The 16196-nt window shown below is 62.1% G+C and carries 16 protein-coding genes and 3 pseudogenes; 13 read left to right on the forward strand and 6 right to left on the reverse strand.

What is annotated here, in order from left to right; translation table 11 throughout:
- Positions 1–13: 13 nt before the first annotated feature.
- The 8 genes and pseudogenes from GE300_RS15035 to istA form a co-directional block, all read left to right on the forward strand.
- Positions 14–739 (forward strand): FadR/GntR family transcriptional regulator, encoded by a 726-nt coding sequence (locus tag GE300_RS15035; RefSeq protein ID WP_325063257.1) that lies wholly within the window; start codon positions 14–16, stop codon positions 737–739.
- 116 nt (positions 740–855) lie between these two features.
- Entirely contained in the window at positions 856–1824 is a 969-nt protein-coding gene (locus GE300_RS15040) for a Bug family tripartite tricarboxylate transporter substrate binding protein (protein WP_233417058.1), read from the forward strand.
- 44 nt (positions 1825–1868) lie between these two features.
- On the forward strand, positions 1869–2885 hold the full coding sequence (locus GE300_RS15045) for an NAD(P)-dependent oxidoreductase (RefSeq protein ID WP_154447514.1): 1017 nt from the start codon (positions 1869–1871) through the stop codon (positions 2883–2885).
- Positions 2886–3222: 337 nt separating this feature from the next.
- Positions 3223–3936, forward strand: coding sequence for a 2-oxo acid dehydrogenase subunit E2 (locus GE300_RS15050; RefSeq protein ID WP_325063258.1), 714 nt, complete (start codon positions 3223–3225; stop codon positions 3934–3936).
- A gap of 45 nt (positions 3937–3981) precedes the next feature.
- Positions 3982–4122 carry a nuclear transport factor 2-like protein gene (locus GE300_RS15055; RefSeq protein WP_233417059.1) on the forward strand — a complete coding sequence of 47 codons (141 nt, stop codon included), beginning with the start codon at positions 3982–3984 and terminating at the stop codon, positions 4120–4122.
- Positions 4123–4152: 30 nt separating this feature from the next.
- Positions 4153–4683 carry a luciferase domain-containing protein gene (locus tag GE300_RS15060; protein ID WP_154447518.1) on the forward strand — a complete coding sequence of 177 codons (531 nt, stop codon included), beginning with the start codon at positions 4153–4155 and terminating at the stop codon, positions 4681–4683.
- 319 nt (positions 4684–5002) lie between these two features.
- Positions 5003–5132: pseudogene (locus GE300_RS23900) on the forward strand (ATP-binding protein); the annotation flags it as partial.
- Positions 5133–5998: 866 nt separating this feature from the next.
- Positions 5999–6721 (forward strand): annotated as a pseudogene (istA, locus tag GE300_RS15065) (IS21 family transposase); the annotation flags it as partial.
- Positions 6722–6777: 56 nt separating this feature from the next.
- On the opposite strand, the gene GE300_RS23110 reads toward istA, so the two are convergent.
- The 4 genes and pseudogenes from GE300_RS23110 to GE300_RS15080 all read right to left on the reverse strand — a co-directional run bounded on the left by GE300_RS23110 (position 6778) and on the right by GE300_RS15080 (position 9590).
- Entirely contained in the window at positions 6778–6957 is a 180-nt protein-coding gene (locus GE300_RS23110; protein WP_233417060.1) for a hypothetical protein, read from the reverse strand.
- A 101-nt stretch (positions 6958–7058) separates the two neighbouring features.
- Positions 7059–7424: pseudogene (locus GE300_RS23905) on the reverse strand (DDE-type integrase/transposase/recombinase); the annotation flags it as partial.
- 436 nt (positions 7425–7860) lie between these two features.
- Positions 7861–8649, reverse strand: coding sequence for a GntR family transcriptional regulator (locus GE300_RS15075; RefSeq protein WP_154447522.1), 789 nt, complete (start codon positions 8647–8649; stop codon positions 7861–7863).
- On the reverse strand, positions 8646–9590 hold the full coding sequence (locus GE300_RS15080; RefSeq protein ID WP_325063259.1) for a hydroxymethylglutaryl-CoA lyase: 945 nt from the start codon (positions 9588–9590) through the stop codon (positions 8646–8648). The genes GE300_RS15075 and GE300_RS15080 overlap by 4 nt, the downstream gene beginning before the upstream one ends.
- A gap of 78 nt (positions 9591–9668) precedes the next feature.
- Here GE300_RS15080 and GE300_RS15085 point away from each other — a divergent pair, with 78 nt between their 5' ends.
- The 3 genes from GE300_RS15085 to leuD are packed head-to-tail and all read left to right on the forward strand — an operon-like array spanning position 9669 to position 12795.
- On the forward strand, positions 9669–10790 hold the full coding sequence (locus GE300_RS15085; RefSeq protein WP_154447524.1) for a CaiB/BaiF CoA transferase family protein: 1122 nt from the start codon (positions 9669–9671) through the stop codon (positions 10788–10790).
- A 2-nt stretch (positions 10791–10792) separates the two neighbouring features.
- Entirely contained in the window at positions 10793–12172 is a 1380-nt protein-coding gene (locus GE300_RS15090; protein ID WP_154447526.1) for a 3-isopropylmalate dehydratase large subunit, read from the forward strand.
- Complete coding sequence (leuD, locus tag GE300_RS15095; protein WP_325063260.1) at positions 12169–12795, forward strand: 3-isopropylmalate dehydratase small subunit; 627 nt, start codon at positions 12169–12171, stop codon at positions 12793–12795. The genes GE300_RS15090 and leuD overlap by 4 nt, the downstream gene beginning before the upstream one ends.
- A 4-nt stretch (positions 12796–12799) precedes the next feature.
- Here leuD and GE300_RS15100 read toward each other — a convergent pair whose 3' ends face one another.
- Positions 12800–13582, reverse strand: a complete 783-nt coding sequence (locus GE300_RS15100; RefSeq protein WP_233417063.1) for a maleate cis-trans isomerase family protein — start codon at positions 13580–13582, stop codon at positions 12800–12802.
- Positions 13579–14196, reverse strand: coding sequence for a cysteine hydrolase family protein (locus GE300_RS15105; RefSeq protein WP_154447530.1), 618 nt, complete (start codon positions 14194–14196; stop codon positions 13579–13581). The genes GE300_RS15100 and GE300_RS15105 overlap by 4 nt, the downstream gene beginning before the upstream one ends.
- A gap of 94 nt (positions 14197–14290) precedes the next feature.
- Here GE300_RS15105 and GE300_RS15110 point away from each other — a divergent pair, with 94 nt between their 5' ends.
- Both GE300_RS15110 and GE300_RS15115 read left to right on the forward strand, forming a co-directional pair.
- Positions 14291–15460, forward strand: coding sequence for an FAD-dependent oxidoreductase (locus tag GE300_RS15110; protein WP_154447532.1), 1170 nt, complete (start codon positions 14291–14293; stop codon positions 15458–15460).
- Between the two features lie 8 nt (positions 15461–15468).
- Complete coding sequence (locus GE300_RS15115; RefSeq protein ID WP_233417064.1) at positions 15469–16185, forward strand: SDR family NAD(P)-dependent oxidoreductase; 717 nt, start codon at positions 15469–15471, stop codon at positions 16183–16185.
- The last annotated feature ends 11 nt before the right edge of the window (positions 16186–16196 follow it).

A 16196-nucleotide genomic window follows, 5' to 3' on the forward strand; every position in this document is an offset into this window, starting at 1 on the left:
TAGAGAGGCGACTGTGACCTGGACGAACATCAGGCCTGCACAGCAGCGACGGCTCGGGGACGAGGTGTTCGAGGCGCTTGAACGCCTGATCCGCAGCGGCGAATTGCGGCCCGGTGAGAAGCTCGCATCGGAAGGCGAACTCTCGGCGCGCTTCGAGGTGTCCCGGCCCGTCGTGCGATCGGCGCTGAAGCGACTCCGCGAAGAGGGGCTGGTGATCTCCCGCAAGGGATCCGGGTCATTCGTGGCGCAAGAGTTGCGTCAGGAGGATCAGCAGAAAGCGGCGGCAAGCCAGTTGCAGTCGATGCTTTATGCGCTCGAGTTTAGGAAAAGTCTCGAACCCGACGCTGCACGCTATGCGGCGCTTCGTAGAGGGGATGATGAGCTTCTGGCCCTTGAGGCTGCGCTCGAGGCATTCAAGGCCGCCGGTGGCAGCCCCGCCCACTCACATGTCGACTTCCTGTTTCACAAGGCTGTCGCGGCAGCATCGCTCAACGATCACTACATCAAGGGTCTCGACCTGATCAGCTACGATATCGATCTGGGGGTTACCCTGGCCGAACATCTCAGCAAGATCGGTGTTGCGGACCGTCGCCGAGCCATTTTCGGCGAACACGAGGCTATCGTGGATGCGATCCGCGATCAGGATCCGGATGCTGCGGCTGACGCGATGATGCGCCACCTCGCTTACGCTCAGGCGCGCGTGATTGCGCGGGGGCAGGCTGTAGGCGCCGGGGGCTGAGGGCACCTTTCCCATTTCGTACGGTTTCTGTTGACGTGAAAGTTGTCATGTCAGATAACAGATTAGAGCTGCGGGGAAACTGCAGCCCCAAAACCATAATCTGGGAGGAAACTGGCATGCTACGGAAGACGATCTATTTCGCCTTGCTCGCGGGGGGCGCCATGCTCGCGGGGTCTGCTGCACACGCGCAGGATTACCCGAGCGAAACAATCACCATCGTGGTCGCCTACCCGCCGGGCGGGTTCAACGATACCGTCGCGCGGCTGATTGCAGAGGATCTGAGCGACTCCCTCGATGCTACCGTCGTCGTGGACAACCGTCCTGGCGGGGGCACTGTGGTCGGGACTGACGTGGTGGCCAAGGCCGATCCCGACGGCTACACGATCGGAATCTCGCCGTTCGCATTCGCCGTGAACCCAGGCCTTTTCGATGATCTGCCTTACGATACCGAGGCGGACTTCGACCACCTGGTTGTCCTCGGGGATTCCTTCAACGTGCTTGGCGCAAGGACCGACTTTCCGGCCGAGACTACGGCAGACCTTATCAAGTATGCGCGCGAACACCCGGGTGAGATCAACTATGCTTCCGCGGGCAACGGGTCTTCCAACCATCTATCGGCCGAACTGTTCAACTACATGGCCGAAACGGACATGGTCCATATTCCCTACGGCGGAAGTGCCCCTGCACGGACCGACCTGATCGCTGGCCGCGTGGACGTGATGTTCGACAATTACACCAACTTCGCCGAGCTGGTGGCGAATGGCGACATCAAGGCGCTTGGAATCACTTTGCAAGAAGAGAATGAGCTGATGCCCGGCATCATGCCGGTCTCGAACGAGCTTGAGGGCTATGAAGTCACCACTTGGTGGGGTGTCATCGCGCCGGCCGGGATCCCCGATGACGTAATGGCCGTACTGAACACCGCGCTGAATGACTTTCTGGAAAAGGACGCAACGGTTGAGGTCTTCGCACGAGAAGGGGCTCGGATCATTGGAGGAACACCCGAAGAGGCCGAAGCCTATGTTCAGCGGCAGGTCGACCAGTGGCGTCCGATCGCCGAAGAAGTCGAAATGACCGTCGATTGACGGCCCGCCGGCAGGGGAAACGGATCGGGGTTCCAACTGGTATCATGCAAGACATGGACACTACTTCAGGGCTGCCGATCGTTCTCCTGACCGACCCGATCGACGCTGACGCTCTCGTCCCGCTCGAGGGTGTGGCGTCGATCGTCCAGCTTGGTGATCCGGGGTGGGAAGACATCGTGCCTGCTGTGCGGCGGGCCACCATCGTGGTTGTCCGCCGTCAGATCCCGGCGGAGGCCTTGGCGGATGCACAGCACCTCAGGGCCCTTATCCGGAATGGTGTCGGACTGGACTTCATTCCGGTAGATGCCGCTTGCGGGATGGGTGTTGCCGTCGTGAATACGCCCGGGGCAAATGCACGGGCCGTCGCAGAGGCGGTCATGGGGATGATCCTTGCAGGCGCGCGGCGCCTGTCGGTGAAAGACAGGCGGATACGGGAGGGGCAGTGGGCCGAACTGCGCGAAGCCGCATTCGGCGAGCAGGAAATCCGTGGGAAGACCCTCGGCCTTGTGGGGTTCGGTGCGATCGCCAGGGAGGTTGCCCGAATTGCCCACTTCGGTTTCGACATGTCCGTTATCGCGGCCAGCAGGTCCGGGAAGGATGGTCTGCCCCATGTCGAATTGGCTGCGCTGCCCACAGTGCTTAGCCTCGCGGACATCCTTGTTCTGGCCTGTCCCCTTACCGACGAGACCCGCGGTATGATAGGTCCGCATGAGCTGGCGCAGATGAAGGTCGGAGCCGGCATCGTCAATATCGCGCGCGGCGCCGTCATCGACGAGATCGCCTTGGCTGCCGCACTGTCAAGCGGCCACTTGAGCTTTGCGTCACTCGACGTGTTTTGCGAACAGCCTCTTCCGGCCGATCATCCGTTCCGCGAGCTCGACACTTGCGTGCTTACCCCTCACACTGCGGGTATTACCGCGCAGGCGATGGCGCAGATGAGCGTCATGGCGGTCGAGGAGGCGTGTCGTGTTCTCAACGGCGAGCGGCCCCGGAACCTGGTCAACCGCGACAGCTGGCGCACCATAAAGGATCGTTGGCGTATCCTGCACGACTGTCGGTAGGAATGTGTGAGCAACCCCCTCCGAAATTCGGACACTGACGTAGGTGTCGAGTAGTCCTTAATCGGGCTCTGCCTCAATCTGTGTGGCGTAGGAGCAGCGCTTGAGCTCTGAGCAACTCGGGCCGGTCTCGACCTTACATCACACGCTCGAGGGTCCTCAGCCATGAATACCGCCATCCATGACGTCTTAGCGAAGACACCCCACGGTCCGGGAACACGCCGCTTGGCGCCAGATTGCCGGGTACAATCCACCCGCCGGATTCGCTTCGCTCGACGCTTTGAACCGAAACATCGCTCCCGAGCGACCAGTGGTGCTTCGAAATCATGCCTACTGGGACGTGGACCACGCACAGTTCGGTCCCGTCACCTCCGAACCGCTCAGCCGGTTCGCGCAGGTCGCGTCCGCAAATCTGGCGGCGGCCAATGCGATGATCCCGCAGGTCACGCATCACGACAGGGCGGACGTATCGCGGGTCGAGGCATTTCGGTCCGAGGTGAAACCCGAGGCGCAGGCGCGCGGGATCAAGCTGACGGCGCTTGCGTTCCAGGTGAAGGCGCTTGCGTGCACCCTGCGGGAGTTCCCCCGGTTCAACGCGTCGCTCAGCCCCGATGGCAAGCAACTGGTGCTGAAAAGCTTCGTCCACATCGGCATCGCGGTGGATACGCCACACGGCCTTATGGTCCCCGTCGTCCGCGATGCGGATCGCAAGGGCCTGTGGCAGATCGCGACTGAGATATCAGACCTCGCGGCACGGGCGCAGGCGCGCAAGGTCGGACCGGACGAGATGGGCGGGGCCTCGATGTCGATCAGCAATCTCGGCGGGATCGGCGGAAGCGCCTTCACGCCGATCGTCAATCCACCCGAAGTCGCCATACTCGGGCTTACGCGAACCGAGTTGGCACCTGTCTGGGACGGCGCCGCCTTCCGCCCGGTTCCGATGCTGCCGCTCGACCTGAGCTATGACCACCGCGTCATCAACGGGGCCGAGGCCGCCCGCTTCACCCGTACCTTCGCGGAAATGCTTGGAGAGCCGCGCAGGATGATGTTGTAAGGCGACGCACCCGCTTTGGGTGACACCGTTGACGTCTTCGGAAGGATGAATGGCACCACCACTCATTCCGGCAAGGAGATCGGTGAGTTCACCTTCGCCCTGCGTGCCAAGGTCCGCGACGGCAAGATCGTGCTGTGGCACTGGTTCGAGGACAGCTTTGCCGTGAGCCAAGCCTACCACGGTTGATACCGACCATCTGAGAAAAGGACGAGACCCATGAAGCTCCGCCGATACTCCGCGTTCTTGCTGGCCGCCGCCCTTCCCGTGGTGGCGCTGGCCGACGCACTGCCTCAGCGCTCCACCCCGGCACCGCGCACAACCAACAGCGTGCCACATGTGCAGTTGGGGGTGGAGCCGGTGCCGGCCCTGTCGGCGGAGCTTTTGAAGAGGGTTGCGTTACTGCCGGGTGTGAAGATCGGACCGACTATGGTCTCGCTCCCCGGTGCCGCGGGGTTCCAGATCGAGGACGATATGCCGTTGGCTCGCCCAGAGGTCATTACCGGTGGGCGCGAGTTTGCGCACCTGCACCCCGACGGCAGCCTGCATGCCTCGTTGCCGCCGGACCTTGCGCAAGAGGCGGTAAGGGCGGGTTGGGCTGTCAGTCATCCGTGGTCGACCCAGCGCGATGGCTGGGACGGATACGTGATGATCTTTACGCCGACATCGGATCAGGAACTGGTGGTTGTTCAGGAACTGGTCACGGCTTCATTTGAATTCGTGACCGGACGCGACGCTGGCTCCAAGTGAGTTGTGGGCTCGGGGATCTGGCCTTCATCTGCCGACGCTTGATGGTCGTTGTCGCGTTGCCCTTAATTGGGTTCTGCCTCAATCTGTGTGGCGCCACTATCCTGAAACTGAAAAATTCAGAAGGGATTGAGCTGCTCCCTGATCATTGGACAGGATCTGGCGTAATTTAGTCTGTCGCAGCAGATCATTGGCGACCTCCTGGTTTCCGAGTTCAGTGAGAAGCAGGCGCGCGCAATCATATACCAGCTGAATTCGCCAAGCGGCCGTTCGCCGAGAAGGTCACGAGTTCGTCTTCGAAGCAGCCGATGTCAGCGAGACCCTGACCAGTGACCTCGCCACCGGGGACTTCCGATCATCAGCGCACTCTCGTGCTGATCGGCGGCGCGGGAACAGGCAAGAGCAATCTCGCGGCCGGCATCGCGCGTGCCTGTATCCGTAACGGCCGCCGCCCCGGCTCCTAAATGTCGTCCGCAGCGGGCCTCTGCTCAAACACGCTCTTTGGGTTGAGCAACATCGGAGCAATTGACAAAGGAGCTTCCTAAGTCGCCGGCCAATATATCCCGCCGCAAACAGTCAGAAACTGATAATAATGAAAATGCAACAGACTCCGGAACCGGCTGAACGGATACAAATATCCTCGATAAATCCGGTCAAATATAAACACCAAATCTCTTCGACTCACTATTTGGGCGAACGGCCACCATAAATTCCTCTACGCCAGTCAGCCGAAATATTATACTCTTTAATTCTTCCACAATGGCGTTGGAGTGCAGCCAGGCAGCTTCGGGTAAGGGCAAAGGTCTTGTTTCGCCGGCACCTATATCTGCGCGAAGCTGGCGGAAACAGTAATCTCTCGGCTCTACTAAATCTGCGCCTCATAGTCGCCTATGGCTGGTAGATGGCGGCCCAAAAATGTATCAATACTCTGAAAACACGCCGAGACCACGGCAATGCCCTCATCCCAATAGCCCTCCGCCATAGAACTCATTCATATCCTCTCATTTATTGTTGTTTATAACGCTCCGTCGAGCTTCGTATTCAGGAATTCTGATACGTCCGCTGCGTTAGCAAATCATGAATGTCGTGCTCGCAATGCCGACCTCGGGCGCTGTCAGAAGGAATCTGGTTGAGACGGGCAGGGCGGTCTCGTAGCCTCCTGCCATGACGAAACGCGACCCCTTCAAGTATTTCCACAGAGAATGGCGGTGAGAAAGTCGTCCACGGTAGCGGCGGGATGACCCTGCTGCGTGCGGCGTGAAAGTCGTCCACTTTTGCCACTGTTTTCTTAGCGGAGGGGGGCGGGAGGATCTTCACCGTGGATTTGTATCGCAAGGTTCGTCTGGCCTGTGCCGAAGGCATGAGCCAGCGTGAAGCGGCCCGGCATTTCGGGATATCTCGTGACAGCGTTCGCAAGATCTTGGCGTTTTCGATCCCACCTGGGTATCGGCGGTCGGCACCGATCCGGCGTCCGAAGTTGGATGGATTCACCGATATCATAGACTAGTGGCTGTCGGAGGATCGGGAGCGACCGCGCAAGCAGCGGCATACGGCCAAGAGGATTTTCGAACGGCTCCGGGATGAGCGAGGGTTTGAGGGCGGCTACACCATCATCAAGGACCATGTTCGGGAGCACGGTCGGCGGCATCGCGAGATGTTCGTGCTGCTCGATCATGCGCCCGGCCATGCCCAGGCCGATTTCGGCGAAGCCGTCGTGGTGATTGGGGGGATCGAGCAGAAGGCCCATATCTTTGCCCTGGATCTGCCGCACAGCGATGCCTGCTATGTCCGCGCGTACCCGGCGGCGACGGCGGAAGCCTGGATGGATGGCCACGTCCATGCCTTTGGGTTCTTCGGGGCTGTGCCGCTGTCGATCCTCTACGACAACGACCGGTGCCTTGTGGCGAAGATTGAACCTGACGGAACCCGCAGACGCGCGAAGCTCTTCAGCGAGATGCTGTCCCACTTCGTGATCCGGGACCGCTACGGTCGGCCCGGCAAGGGCAATGACAAGAGAGGCGTGGAGGGCCTGGTCGGTTATTGATCTTCCCCCACTGAAGTGGTCCTCCGCTATGTTTAGGAAAACGGAGGACCACTTCAGTGGGGGAAGACCAGCTCCGAAATGTCGAGGATCTGCTCCACGAGCGCGGGATCGACATAAGCCATGAAGTCGATCTCGTCAGCGACGCCGATCTGACTGTTTTCAAACTGTCCTTTTCTGATAGTGCGAAAGGCCTCGATCCCGGCAAGAGCGGCCTTGGCCTTGGTCCTGGCCACGGTCCGAAGGCCGGGTATGGGCCGCAATCGTTGCTTCCTACGGTGTGATCGCGTTCGATCCGGATATTCAGGTATTTGCGATCGATGTGCCGGATCGCACCTTCTGGCCCCAGATTGTTGTTGATCTCACCGATCACCTTGGCAACGCTGTGCGCCTTGTCGGTGATGATCGTCATTGGCAGGTACAAGCGCACGGTTTCGCGTGCTTGCCGCAGGAAAGCTCTTGCCGCTGTGGCATTACGCCGAGCCGTCAGACGGAAGTCGATCAGTTGCCCGAACTGGTCGACGGCACGCCACAGGTAATACCAGCCTGTTCCAACGCGTACATAGGTTTCGTAGACATGCCACTGCAGCCTGCGCCAAGAACGATGGGTACCGTAGGCCCGTTTGCGGATCTCGGGGCCGAACTTGCGAACCCGGCGATTAATGGTCGACGCATCCACCGTAACTCCGCGCTCTGCGAGCATGTCGCGCGCATCTCAACATGACAGTGGGTAGCGACAGAACCAGCGCACCGCTATCAGGATGATAACACGAGGAAACCGGTGCCGTTTGAACGGATTCTTACGCTGCCCCATCAATTCCTCCGACACTGCAAACAAGCGGACTCTGAGACTTCGGCCCAGTCAATGCTACGAGCCCAGGAAAACTGTGTCGTCGCAAATCTGATCCTGCGCTCACCCCTTGCTAGCTGGGCATTGGAGAGCGCAATTACCGCGGCGTGCGAAGGTCAGGTGGAAACCGCGCGTTCGCTGGCAGCCGTTACAGCAGAGCACGAAGAGCGTCATTCCGGTTGAGGATGGCTCTGGCCAAGCTGGCCAGCATGGCGCCAGACTCAGGGCAATTCCCGATCCTGGGCGGCGACGAGGCAAAGCACGCTGCACGACCGGCCTGTCAAGCCAACTAGCGGCTCGAAGACCAGACCTTGCGGCCGTCGTCGTCTTCCCCGCGGCTGAGGCTCATCTCGAGCTGGTACATGTCCGGGCGGTACAGCACCTCGATGAACTGGATCGGCTTGCCGTCGGCATCGCGCACCAATCGGCTGATCTTCAGCAGTGGTGCGCCGGGAGGCAATTTCAGCGCTTGGGCGACGATCGGGTCGGCGGGTTCGGCCGAGATGGTTTGCAGTGCCGAGCTGATCTCGTGGCCGGATTGCTCGATCAGTTGCAGGATAGGGTGAGCGGCCAGTTCGCCTTCGCCGAAGTTGCGGCCGATGGCTTCGGGCAGGTAGCTGGTGATGTAGGAGAACGGCTCGCCATCGCGGGAGCGTCGGCGCTCGGCCCGTTGCACCAGCGCGCCCACTGGCAGTTCCAGAAGCTCGGCCACGGGGGAGGGTGCGGCGGCATAGGTCAGCGTCAGCACATCGACCGTCGTGGTCGCGGCGATGTTGACGAGGTTTTCCAGGAGACCCGAGAAACCGTCGCCCCGTGGGCGCTCCGGCGCGACATAGGACACGGTTGTGCCTCGACCCCGGTTGCGCGTGACCAGGCCTTCCTCGGCCAGTTCGTTCATTGCTCGCTTGGCGGTGATCCGCGAGACCGAGAAGGCGGTAGCGATATCCTCTTCGCTGGGCAGGCGCTCGCCGTTCTTCAGCACGCCCGACAGGATCCGGTGCCGGTAGTGCAGGTAGATCTGGTGGTAGAGCGGCGTCGGGTTGTTCGGGTCCAGCTCGGGCAGGGTGGCGTCGGTCATTGCGCGGCCCTTTCCGGCGGGGTGTAATGCAGCGGCAGCCCGGCGTCGGCCAGAAAGCCGTAGACCGGCGCGTCGGAACGAGCCGCGGTCAACGCCTCGGCCAGGTCCTTGCGGGCCGCGATCAGGGAGGGCAGGTCGATCCCGGTGCTGTGTCCCATCGCCTCGAGCATGTAAACAAGATCCTCGGTCACGATATTGCCGCTGGCGCCGGGTGCAAAGGGGCAGCCGCCAAGCCCGCCGAGAGAGGCGTCGAGCGTGGTGATCCCGCACTCCAGCGCCGCCAGCGCGTTGGCAAGGCCCAGGCCCCGGGTGTTGTGCAGATGGACGCCGGTGATGTGCCGCGCGCCGATGGCGGTCTGCACCGCGCGTACGCGATCGCGGATCATCTTCGGGTCGGCATAGCCGGTGGTGTCCGACAAGCCGACCTCGTCGGCCCCGGCCTCCATAAGGCGCTCGGCCAGGTCGGTGACTGTGGATTGCGGCACATGGCCTTCGATGGTGCAGCCGAAGGCGGTGGCGATGCCGACCTCGATCGAGGGGCGGGCCTCCGTGGGCAGATCGTCGACCAGCGCGCGGATCGCCGCGACCTCGTCGATCATCTGGGCGTGGCTGCGGTTCACGTTACGCAGCGAGTGGGTCTCGCTGGCAGAAACCGGGATCGAGAGCTTGTGCGCGCGGGCCTCCACAGCGGCTTGTGCTCCGCGCAGGTTCGGCACCAGAACCGCGACCGCGAGGCCTGGCAGCGTGAGGGCGTGTTTCACCAGCGCCGTGGTGTCCTGCATCTGCGGCAGACGCTTGTAGTTGACGAAGGACCCGACCTCGATCTCAGGGACGCCGGCGGCAGCTTCGGCCGTGATCCAGCGCTTTTTCACCTCGATATCGACAATGAAATCAAGGCTTTGAACGCCATCACGGGGGCCGACTTCGCTGATCGTGATCACGGGTCTTCCATTTCTCTTTGATCTATTGGTATGCTATTATATCATTTGATCGCGAATGGCAATCGGAGCAGGCATCGCATGGCACATCTGGAGGGCGTCCGCGTCCTGGAATTTTCGCACATGGTGATGGGTCCGACAGTCGGCATGATCCTGGCGGATCTAGGCGCCGAGGTCATCAAGGTCGAACCGTCGGGCGGTGACAAGACGCGGACGCTGCCGGGGTCCGGTGCAGGCTATTTCGCGATGTACAACCGAAACAAGCGCAGCGTCGTGCTGGACCTGAAATCCCCCGAGGGGATGGGGGCGGTGCGGGAACTGCTGAAACGCTCCGACGTGATGGTCGAAAACTTCCGGGGCGGAGCGCTGGACAAGCTTGGCCTTGGCTATGAGGACGTGAAGGCGATCAATCCGGGCATCGTCTACCAGTCATGCAAAGGGTTCCTGTCGGGACCCTACGAGAACCGCACCGCGCTGGACGAGGTCGCGCAGATGATGGGCGGGCTGGCCTACATGACAGGGCCCAGCGGGCGACCGCTCCGTGCGGGGGCGAGCGTTATCGATGTGACCGGTGCAATGTTCGGGGTGATCGGCATCCTGTCGGCGCTGCTGGCGCGCAAGGACACAGGGCAGGGGGCCGAGGTGCGGGCGTCGCTCTTCGAGACGACGGCCTTCCTGGTCGGGCAGCACATCGCGCAGGGGGCCGTCACCGGCACTCCCGCGCCTCCAATGCCCGAGCGGATCTCGGCCTGGGCGGTCTATGACGTGTTCAACACCGCTGACGGGCATATGTTCGTGGGCGTGGTCAGCGACAGCCAGTGGAAGGCGCTGTGCGGTGCCTTTGGGCTGGACGACTGGGCGGGCGATCCGGACATGGCCGACAACCGGGGCCGCGTGACGCGGCGTGAGGTCATCATGCCCCGGCTGCGTGGCATCTTCGGCGCGCTGAGCACCGAGGCACTGAGCGCCAGGCTGGAAGAGGTCGGTCTGCCTTTCGCGCCGATCCGCAAGCCCGACGACTTGTTGGACGATCCACAACTGGCAGCGGGTGGGTTGCTCGAGATGGACCTGCCTGACGGCAAGCGCGTGCGCTTGCCCGCGCTCCCGCTGGAAATCGATGGGGCGCGGCTTGGACTGCGGGCGTCCCCTCCTTCGGTCGGAGCGGACACTGCGGATGTTCTAGCGGAGCTGGAGAGAGACTGAGAATGGGCCTGACGCTCTATCAGAAGATGCGCGACGCACACGAAGTGCGTCGGTTCAAGGACGGCTCGTCGTTGATATACATTGATCGGATCATGCTGCACGAGCGGACAGGATCGATTGCCCTTTCGAACATGATCGACGAGGGGCGCGGGATCATGGCGCCCGAGATGGTGTTCTCGACCATCGATCATATCGTGGATACGCGACCCGGCCGGCCCGGCGGTACGCGGATGCCTGGTGGTCAGGTTTTCATCGACGAGATGCGGCGCACGACGGGAGAGTTGGGCCTGCGTCTGTTCGGAACCGACGACGCGCGGCAGGGCATCGTGCATGTCATCGCCCCGGAGCAGGGGATTGCATTGCCCGGCATCACCATGGTCTGCCCGGACAGCCATACCTGTACGCTCGGCGGAGTTGGAGCCTTGGCCTGGGGGATCGGTTCGACCGATTGCGAACATGCGCTGGCGACGCGGACTCTCCGGATTGCGTCGCACCGGCAGATGCGTATCCGGCTGGAGGGTGTGCGCCCCGGCTGGCTGACCGCGAAGGACATCATCATCCACCTGATCTGTCGCTTCGGTGCTGGATTTGGCGCCGGGCACGTGATCGAATTCGCCGGGCCCGTGGTCGAGGGGATGGAGGTCGAGGAACGTCTGACGCTCTGCAACATGGGCGTGGAGTTCGCCGCGTTCACGGCGCTGGTGGCGCCGGACCGCAAGACGCTGGACTACGTGCGCGGTCGGGCATTCGCGCCTCGCGCCGAGGATGTGCCCGAGGCCGAGGTGCAGTGGATGGCGCTGGCCAGCGACGCGGATGCGGTGTTCGACCGTGATATCGCGGTGGACGTCTCGGGGATCGCGCCGACGGTTAGCTGGGGGACCAGTCCTGAGCACGCAACCCCGGTGGATGGGCTGCTGCCCGGTGAGCCGGGGCTGGAGGCCGCCTATCGCTATGTCGGGCTTGAGCCGGGCACGCCGATCCTGGGCCAGCCGATCGACGGTGCCTTCATCGGGTCGTGCACCAACAGCCGGCTCAGTGATCTACGGCGTGCTGCCGATCTGCTGCGTGGACGAATGGTGCCGGCCAGCGTGCGGGCGGTTTGTGCGCCCGGTTCGACAGCGGTGAAACGCGCCGCCGAGGCGGAAGGGTTGGACGCGATCTTTCGGGATGCGGGTTTCGAGTGGCACGAGGCAGGCTGTGCCTTTTGCTTTTACGCTGGGGGTGAAACATTCGCTCCCGGCGCACGGGTCGTTTCCTCGACCAATCGCAACTTCGAAGGCCGGCAGGGGCCGGGGGTAAGGACCCATATCGCCAGCCCGGAAACCGTAGCGTGGAGCGCGGTCAACGGTCGGATCAGCGACGTGCGAGAGGTGCTGTTGTGAAGTCGTTCACCACCCATGATGGCGTCGCACTCCCATTGATGACGGACAACATGAACACCGATGTGATCATCCCATCGCGCGAGATGAAGCGGGTCTCCAAGGCGGGGCTGGCGGACGGGTTGTTCGCCAATTTCCGCTATGCGGACGGGAAACGTGAGCCTGCCCCCGGATTCCTTTTGAACCAGCCGGACTACGCGAAGGCCTCTGTGCTGATGCTGGGGCGAAACGCAGGTTGCGGCTCGTCTCGGGAGCATGCGGTCTGGGCGCTTGCGGACTATGGTTTTCGAGTGGTGATAGCCGAGACCATTGCCTCGATCTTCCACGATAATTGCGTGGCAAACGGAATCCTGCCCGTTGCGCTGCCGCGAGCGGCGCTGGACCGGATCGCGGCTTGGACTTCAGACGATCCGCAAGGTCGGCGTGTGCGGACCGATCTCAAGACTTGCCGGGTCGAGGCCGCGGGCGCCGCATACGACTTCGAAATTGCGCCGCTGGCTCGACGAATGTTGTTGAAGGGGCTGTCGCCCATAGATCTGACGTTGCAGGACATCAGTCTGATCGAAACATTTTCCAAAACCGACAGACAATGCCGGGGCTGGCTTTATCGTGCCGGCGAGAGCTGAGGGATCAGCCCGCCGCGGCGGGAAACAGCGCACGGAACCGGGATTTCCATTCCACGCCATCCACCCACTCCTTTAGCGTTGGTGCATCAAGTGCCCGTCCGCGCTGTGGTTCGACGCATGCCCACGCGAGGGCGAGGTTGCATGAGATCGGGACCGGGCCATCGCCACGCTCTCCGGCGACCAGCGGCAGCAGCGTGGGCATTCCAGTACCGAGCATGGCGATGGCGTCGCAGTCGAGCTTCTGCAATTCCCGCATTGAGTCCAATGTCGCCGCTCCGGTCATCGCGTAGATCGGATGGAACTTCTCGGTCACCAACTTGGGACCGGTACAGGCGACGACTTCGTAACCGAAGCTTTCCCAGTAGGGCACGCATTTGGCGTTCAGCGTGTCGGGGTAGGGCGAGAGGAGGGCGATCTTCTTTGCGCCGATTGCGTCGAGCGCCTTCACTGTCGCCGCGGCGGCGGTCCAGCAGGGTATTCCGTGAGCCTGCGAGATCTCGGCCATGAGTCGTTGTTCGGTCTCGCGTCCGATGAGGTAGGAGGCGCCGGTGCAGCCGATGCCGATCACATCGATCGGGGCGTTGGCGAACTGCTGCGCCGTTTCGACGAATCGTGTGGTGTAATCGACCAGTCGTTCCTCGATGGTGCCCTTGTCGCTGGTCAGCCGCGCATTGATCATCGACCAATCTGCGGGCAGCAGGGACCAGAACTCAGGCTCGACAGTGGTGTTCGCTTGCGGGGTCAGCATCCCGATGATGCCACCTTCGCCATAATCGGACTGGCTCATGCGGATCCCTTCAGTAGTTCGAGCGCCTCGGCGCATGTCAGGCAGGTCGCGACGGTCGAGAGGTCCGCGATGGCGGTTTCGTGAACCTGTTCCGAGAACGCGCCGCAGCCATCGGTCAGCACGTGGGTATGAAAATCGCGCAGATGGGCGTCGCGCACGGTCGAGGCGACGCCGCCGTTGGTGACAATGCCGCAGACGAAGAGCGCATCGATCCCGGCCTTGCGCAGCACCCATTCAAGGCGCGTCATGTAGAAGGCTGAATAGGCCACCTTCTCGATGGTGAAATCCGCAGGTCGTAGCATGTCGACAAGCTGATGGCCCCATTCGCCGGGCGTGAAGTCGCCCTTGCCGAGGAATGGGCGCAGGGATTTCAGATGCGGCGATATCAGCGGCTCGCCGCCCTTTCCGGGAACCAGCGTGAACTGGGTTGAAATGATGAATCCACCTGCGTCGCGCATCGCTTTCACCACCGGGGCGACCCGTTCAGGCAATGCCGCAATTTGATGCGCAGTTTGCCCCGACCGCCCGTAAGCACCTGCAGGATCTAGGAAATCATTCTGAAGGTCGACGATCAGAACAGCGCTTGTCGTAGGGTCTGGGAAGGTGATGCTCATAGGTCCAATCAAGTGGCTTGACAGCTTCTCAAAAGATATAAGAGTATATCCTTATGTCAATTCCAATCGGCCTCCGCTCGCCAGGAACCCGCTCATGAACTCATCCGTCATCATTGTCGGCGCCGGCCCCGTTGGTTTGACGATGGCATGGCTGCTGCACGGGCAGGGTGTGCCGGTGAAAGTGTTTGAGTCTGAACCCGCGGTGCCAGACCAGTTACGTGCGTCCACATTCCATCCGCCGACGCTGGACATGCTGGATGCCAGCGGGATCAGCGCCGAACTGATCGGCGCGGGCAGGATCACCCCGACCTGGCAGATTCGCCAGCACGAAAACGGGAACAGCGCGGAATTCGATCTTGGCGTATTGAAGGCCGACACTGCACATCCCTATCGCCTGCAATGTCGTCAGGCCCGACTATGTGATGCGCTGCTTCGACGATTGCCTGCGGAAATGGTCGAGTTTTCGACAGAAGTCCAAGCTGTAGGCCAGGATGACACCGGGGCCTGGGTTGAAGCGGGCGGCGAGCGGCAAGGCGCGGCCTATGTCATCGGTTGCGATGGCGCGCGCAGCATCGTGCGGGGTGCCATGGGCGTGCATCTTGAGGGGCAGACCTACCCCGAAAGCACCGTGCTTGCCACGTCACGCCTGCCGTTCGAGGAGCATATTCCCGGCTTGTCCGGCGTGAACTACATCTGGTTCGCACAAGGTACATACTCTCTGCTGCGTTTGCCGGATGTCTGGCGGATTTCGCTGCATCCCGCCGAAGACGAGACACCCGAAGATGCGCTGACCGATGCATCGATCCGGCAGAAAACGCGCGCTATCGTCCCCCATGCACCCGAGATCGAGGTTGTCGAGAAACGAATATACCGCGTGCACCAACGGATCGCCGACCGCTATCTCAAGGGACGGCTGCTGCTGGCGGGCGATGCCGCCCATCTCAACAGCCCCAAGGGCGGTATGGGCATGAACGGCGGCATTCACGACGCTTTCAACCTGGCCGAAAAGCTTGTGCAGGTGCTGAATGGCGGGGACGCCGGACTGCTGGATAAATATGAGCGTCAGCGCCGTCCGATCGCCGCCGAGGAGATCCTGGCCCAGGCCGATACCAACCGGAAGCGGATGAACACGATCGACCCGGAGAAACGCAGGGCGCATCTGCAGGAGCTCAAATCCATCGCCGCCGATCCGGACCGGACGCGGAACTTCCTGCTGCGGTCTTCGATGATCGCTGGATTGCGCCGCGCGGCTGAGATCCAATGACCGGGCGGATGCTGATCCTTGGTGGCGCGGGCGGCATCGGGCGGTGCCTGGTGGAAATGGCCCGTGATCGGGGATGGCAAGTGGCTATAGCGGATCTGGAAACTTCACTTGAGCGGCATCCGGTGCCAGAGGGTGTAACGGCCTGTGGCTTCGCACTTGCTGACCCCAAGGGATTGGACAATGCGCTGGAGTCGGCCGGTGCCGGGCTGGATGCTTTCGTGAACCTTGCTGGATACGCGGCGCCCTCTGCGCCGTTGGCTGCTATAGATGACCAAGGTTGGGACGAGGTGATCTCGGGCAATCTGGGCACCGCATTCCGGGCTGCGCGCGCCGTTGCGCCGCGGCTGCGGGAGGGCGGGGCGATCGTCAATACCGGTTCGGGACTGGGTAGCCACGCGCGCCCCGGCTATGGCGCATATGCGGTAGCCAAAGCGGGGATCGCGGCGCTGACCCGTCAGTTGGCAACCGAGATGTCCCCCCACATCCGCGTCAACTGCGTGGCCCCGGCCGCCGTGGACACTGCCTTCTTAAGGGGAGGCACTGGCCACGGAGACGAAACCGCCCCGCCCAGACTTGACTTCGAGGCCTATGCTGCCGGAAACCCGATGCGCCGACTGGCCGTGCCCAAGGATGTGGCTGGCCCGATCCTGTTCCTGACTTCACCAGATTCCGCGTACATCACGGGCCAGACGTTGCACGTCAACGGTGGCGCGTACATGACCTAAGGACGACCACA

Origin of the sequence: Halovulum marinum, assembly GCF_009697225.1 — a bacterium.
Taxonomy (GTDB): domain Bacteria; phylum Pseudomonadota; class Alphaproteobacteria; order Rhodobacterales; family Rhodobacteraceae; genus Halovulum; species Halovulum marinum.

Bases quoted from the DNA above. Each gene is read 5' to 3' on its own strand.
- GE300_RS15040 (WP_233417058.1), top strand. From the start codon at position 856: ATGCTACGGAAGACGATCTATTTCGCCTTGCTCGCGGGGGGCGCCATG.
- GE300_RS15045 (WP_154447514.1), top strand. From the start codon at position 1,869: ATGCAAGACATGGACACTACTTCAGGGCTGCCGATCGTTCTCCTGACC.
- GE300_RS15055 (WP_233417059.1), top strand. From the start codon at position 3,982: ATGAATGGCACCACCACTCATTCCGGCAAGGAGATCGGTGAGTTCACC.
- GE300_RS15060 (WP_154447518.1), top strand. From the start codon at position 4,153: ATGAAGCTCCGCCGATACTCCGCGTTCTTGCTGGCCGCCGCCCTTCCC.
- GE300_RS15075 (WP_154447522.1), bottom strand. From the start codon at position 8,649: ATGACCGACGCCACCCTGCCCGAGCTGGACCCGAACAACCCGACGCCG.
- GE300_RS15085 (WP_154447524.1), top strand. From the start codon at position 9,669: ATGGCACATCTGGAGGGCGTCCGCGTCCTGGAATTTTCGCACATGGTG.
- GE300_RS15090 (WP_154447526.1), top strand. From the start codon at position 10,793: ATGGGCCTGACGCTCTATCAGAAGATGCGCGACGCACACGAAGTGCGT.
- GE300_RS15100 (WP_233417063.1), bottom strand. From the start codon at position 13,582: ATGAGCCAGTCCGATTATGGCGAAGGTGGCATCATCGGGATGCTGACC.
- GE300_RS15105 (WP_154447530.1), bottom strand. From the start codon at position 14,196: ATGAGCATCACCTTCCCAGACCCTACGACAAGCGCTGTTCTGATCGTC.
- GE300_RS15110 (WP_154447532.1), top strand. From the start codon at position 14,291: ATGAACTCATCCGTCATCATTGTCGGCGCCGGCCCCGTTGGTTTGACG.
- GE300_RS15115 (WP_233417064.1), top strand. From the start codon at position 15,469: ATGCTGATCCTTGGTGGCGCGGGCGGCATCGGGCGGTGCCTGGTGGAA.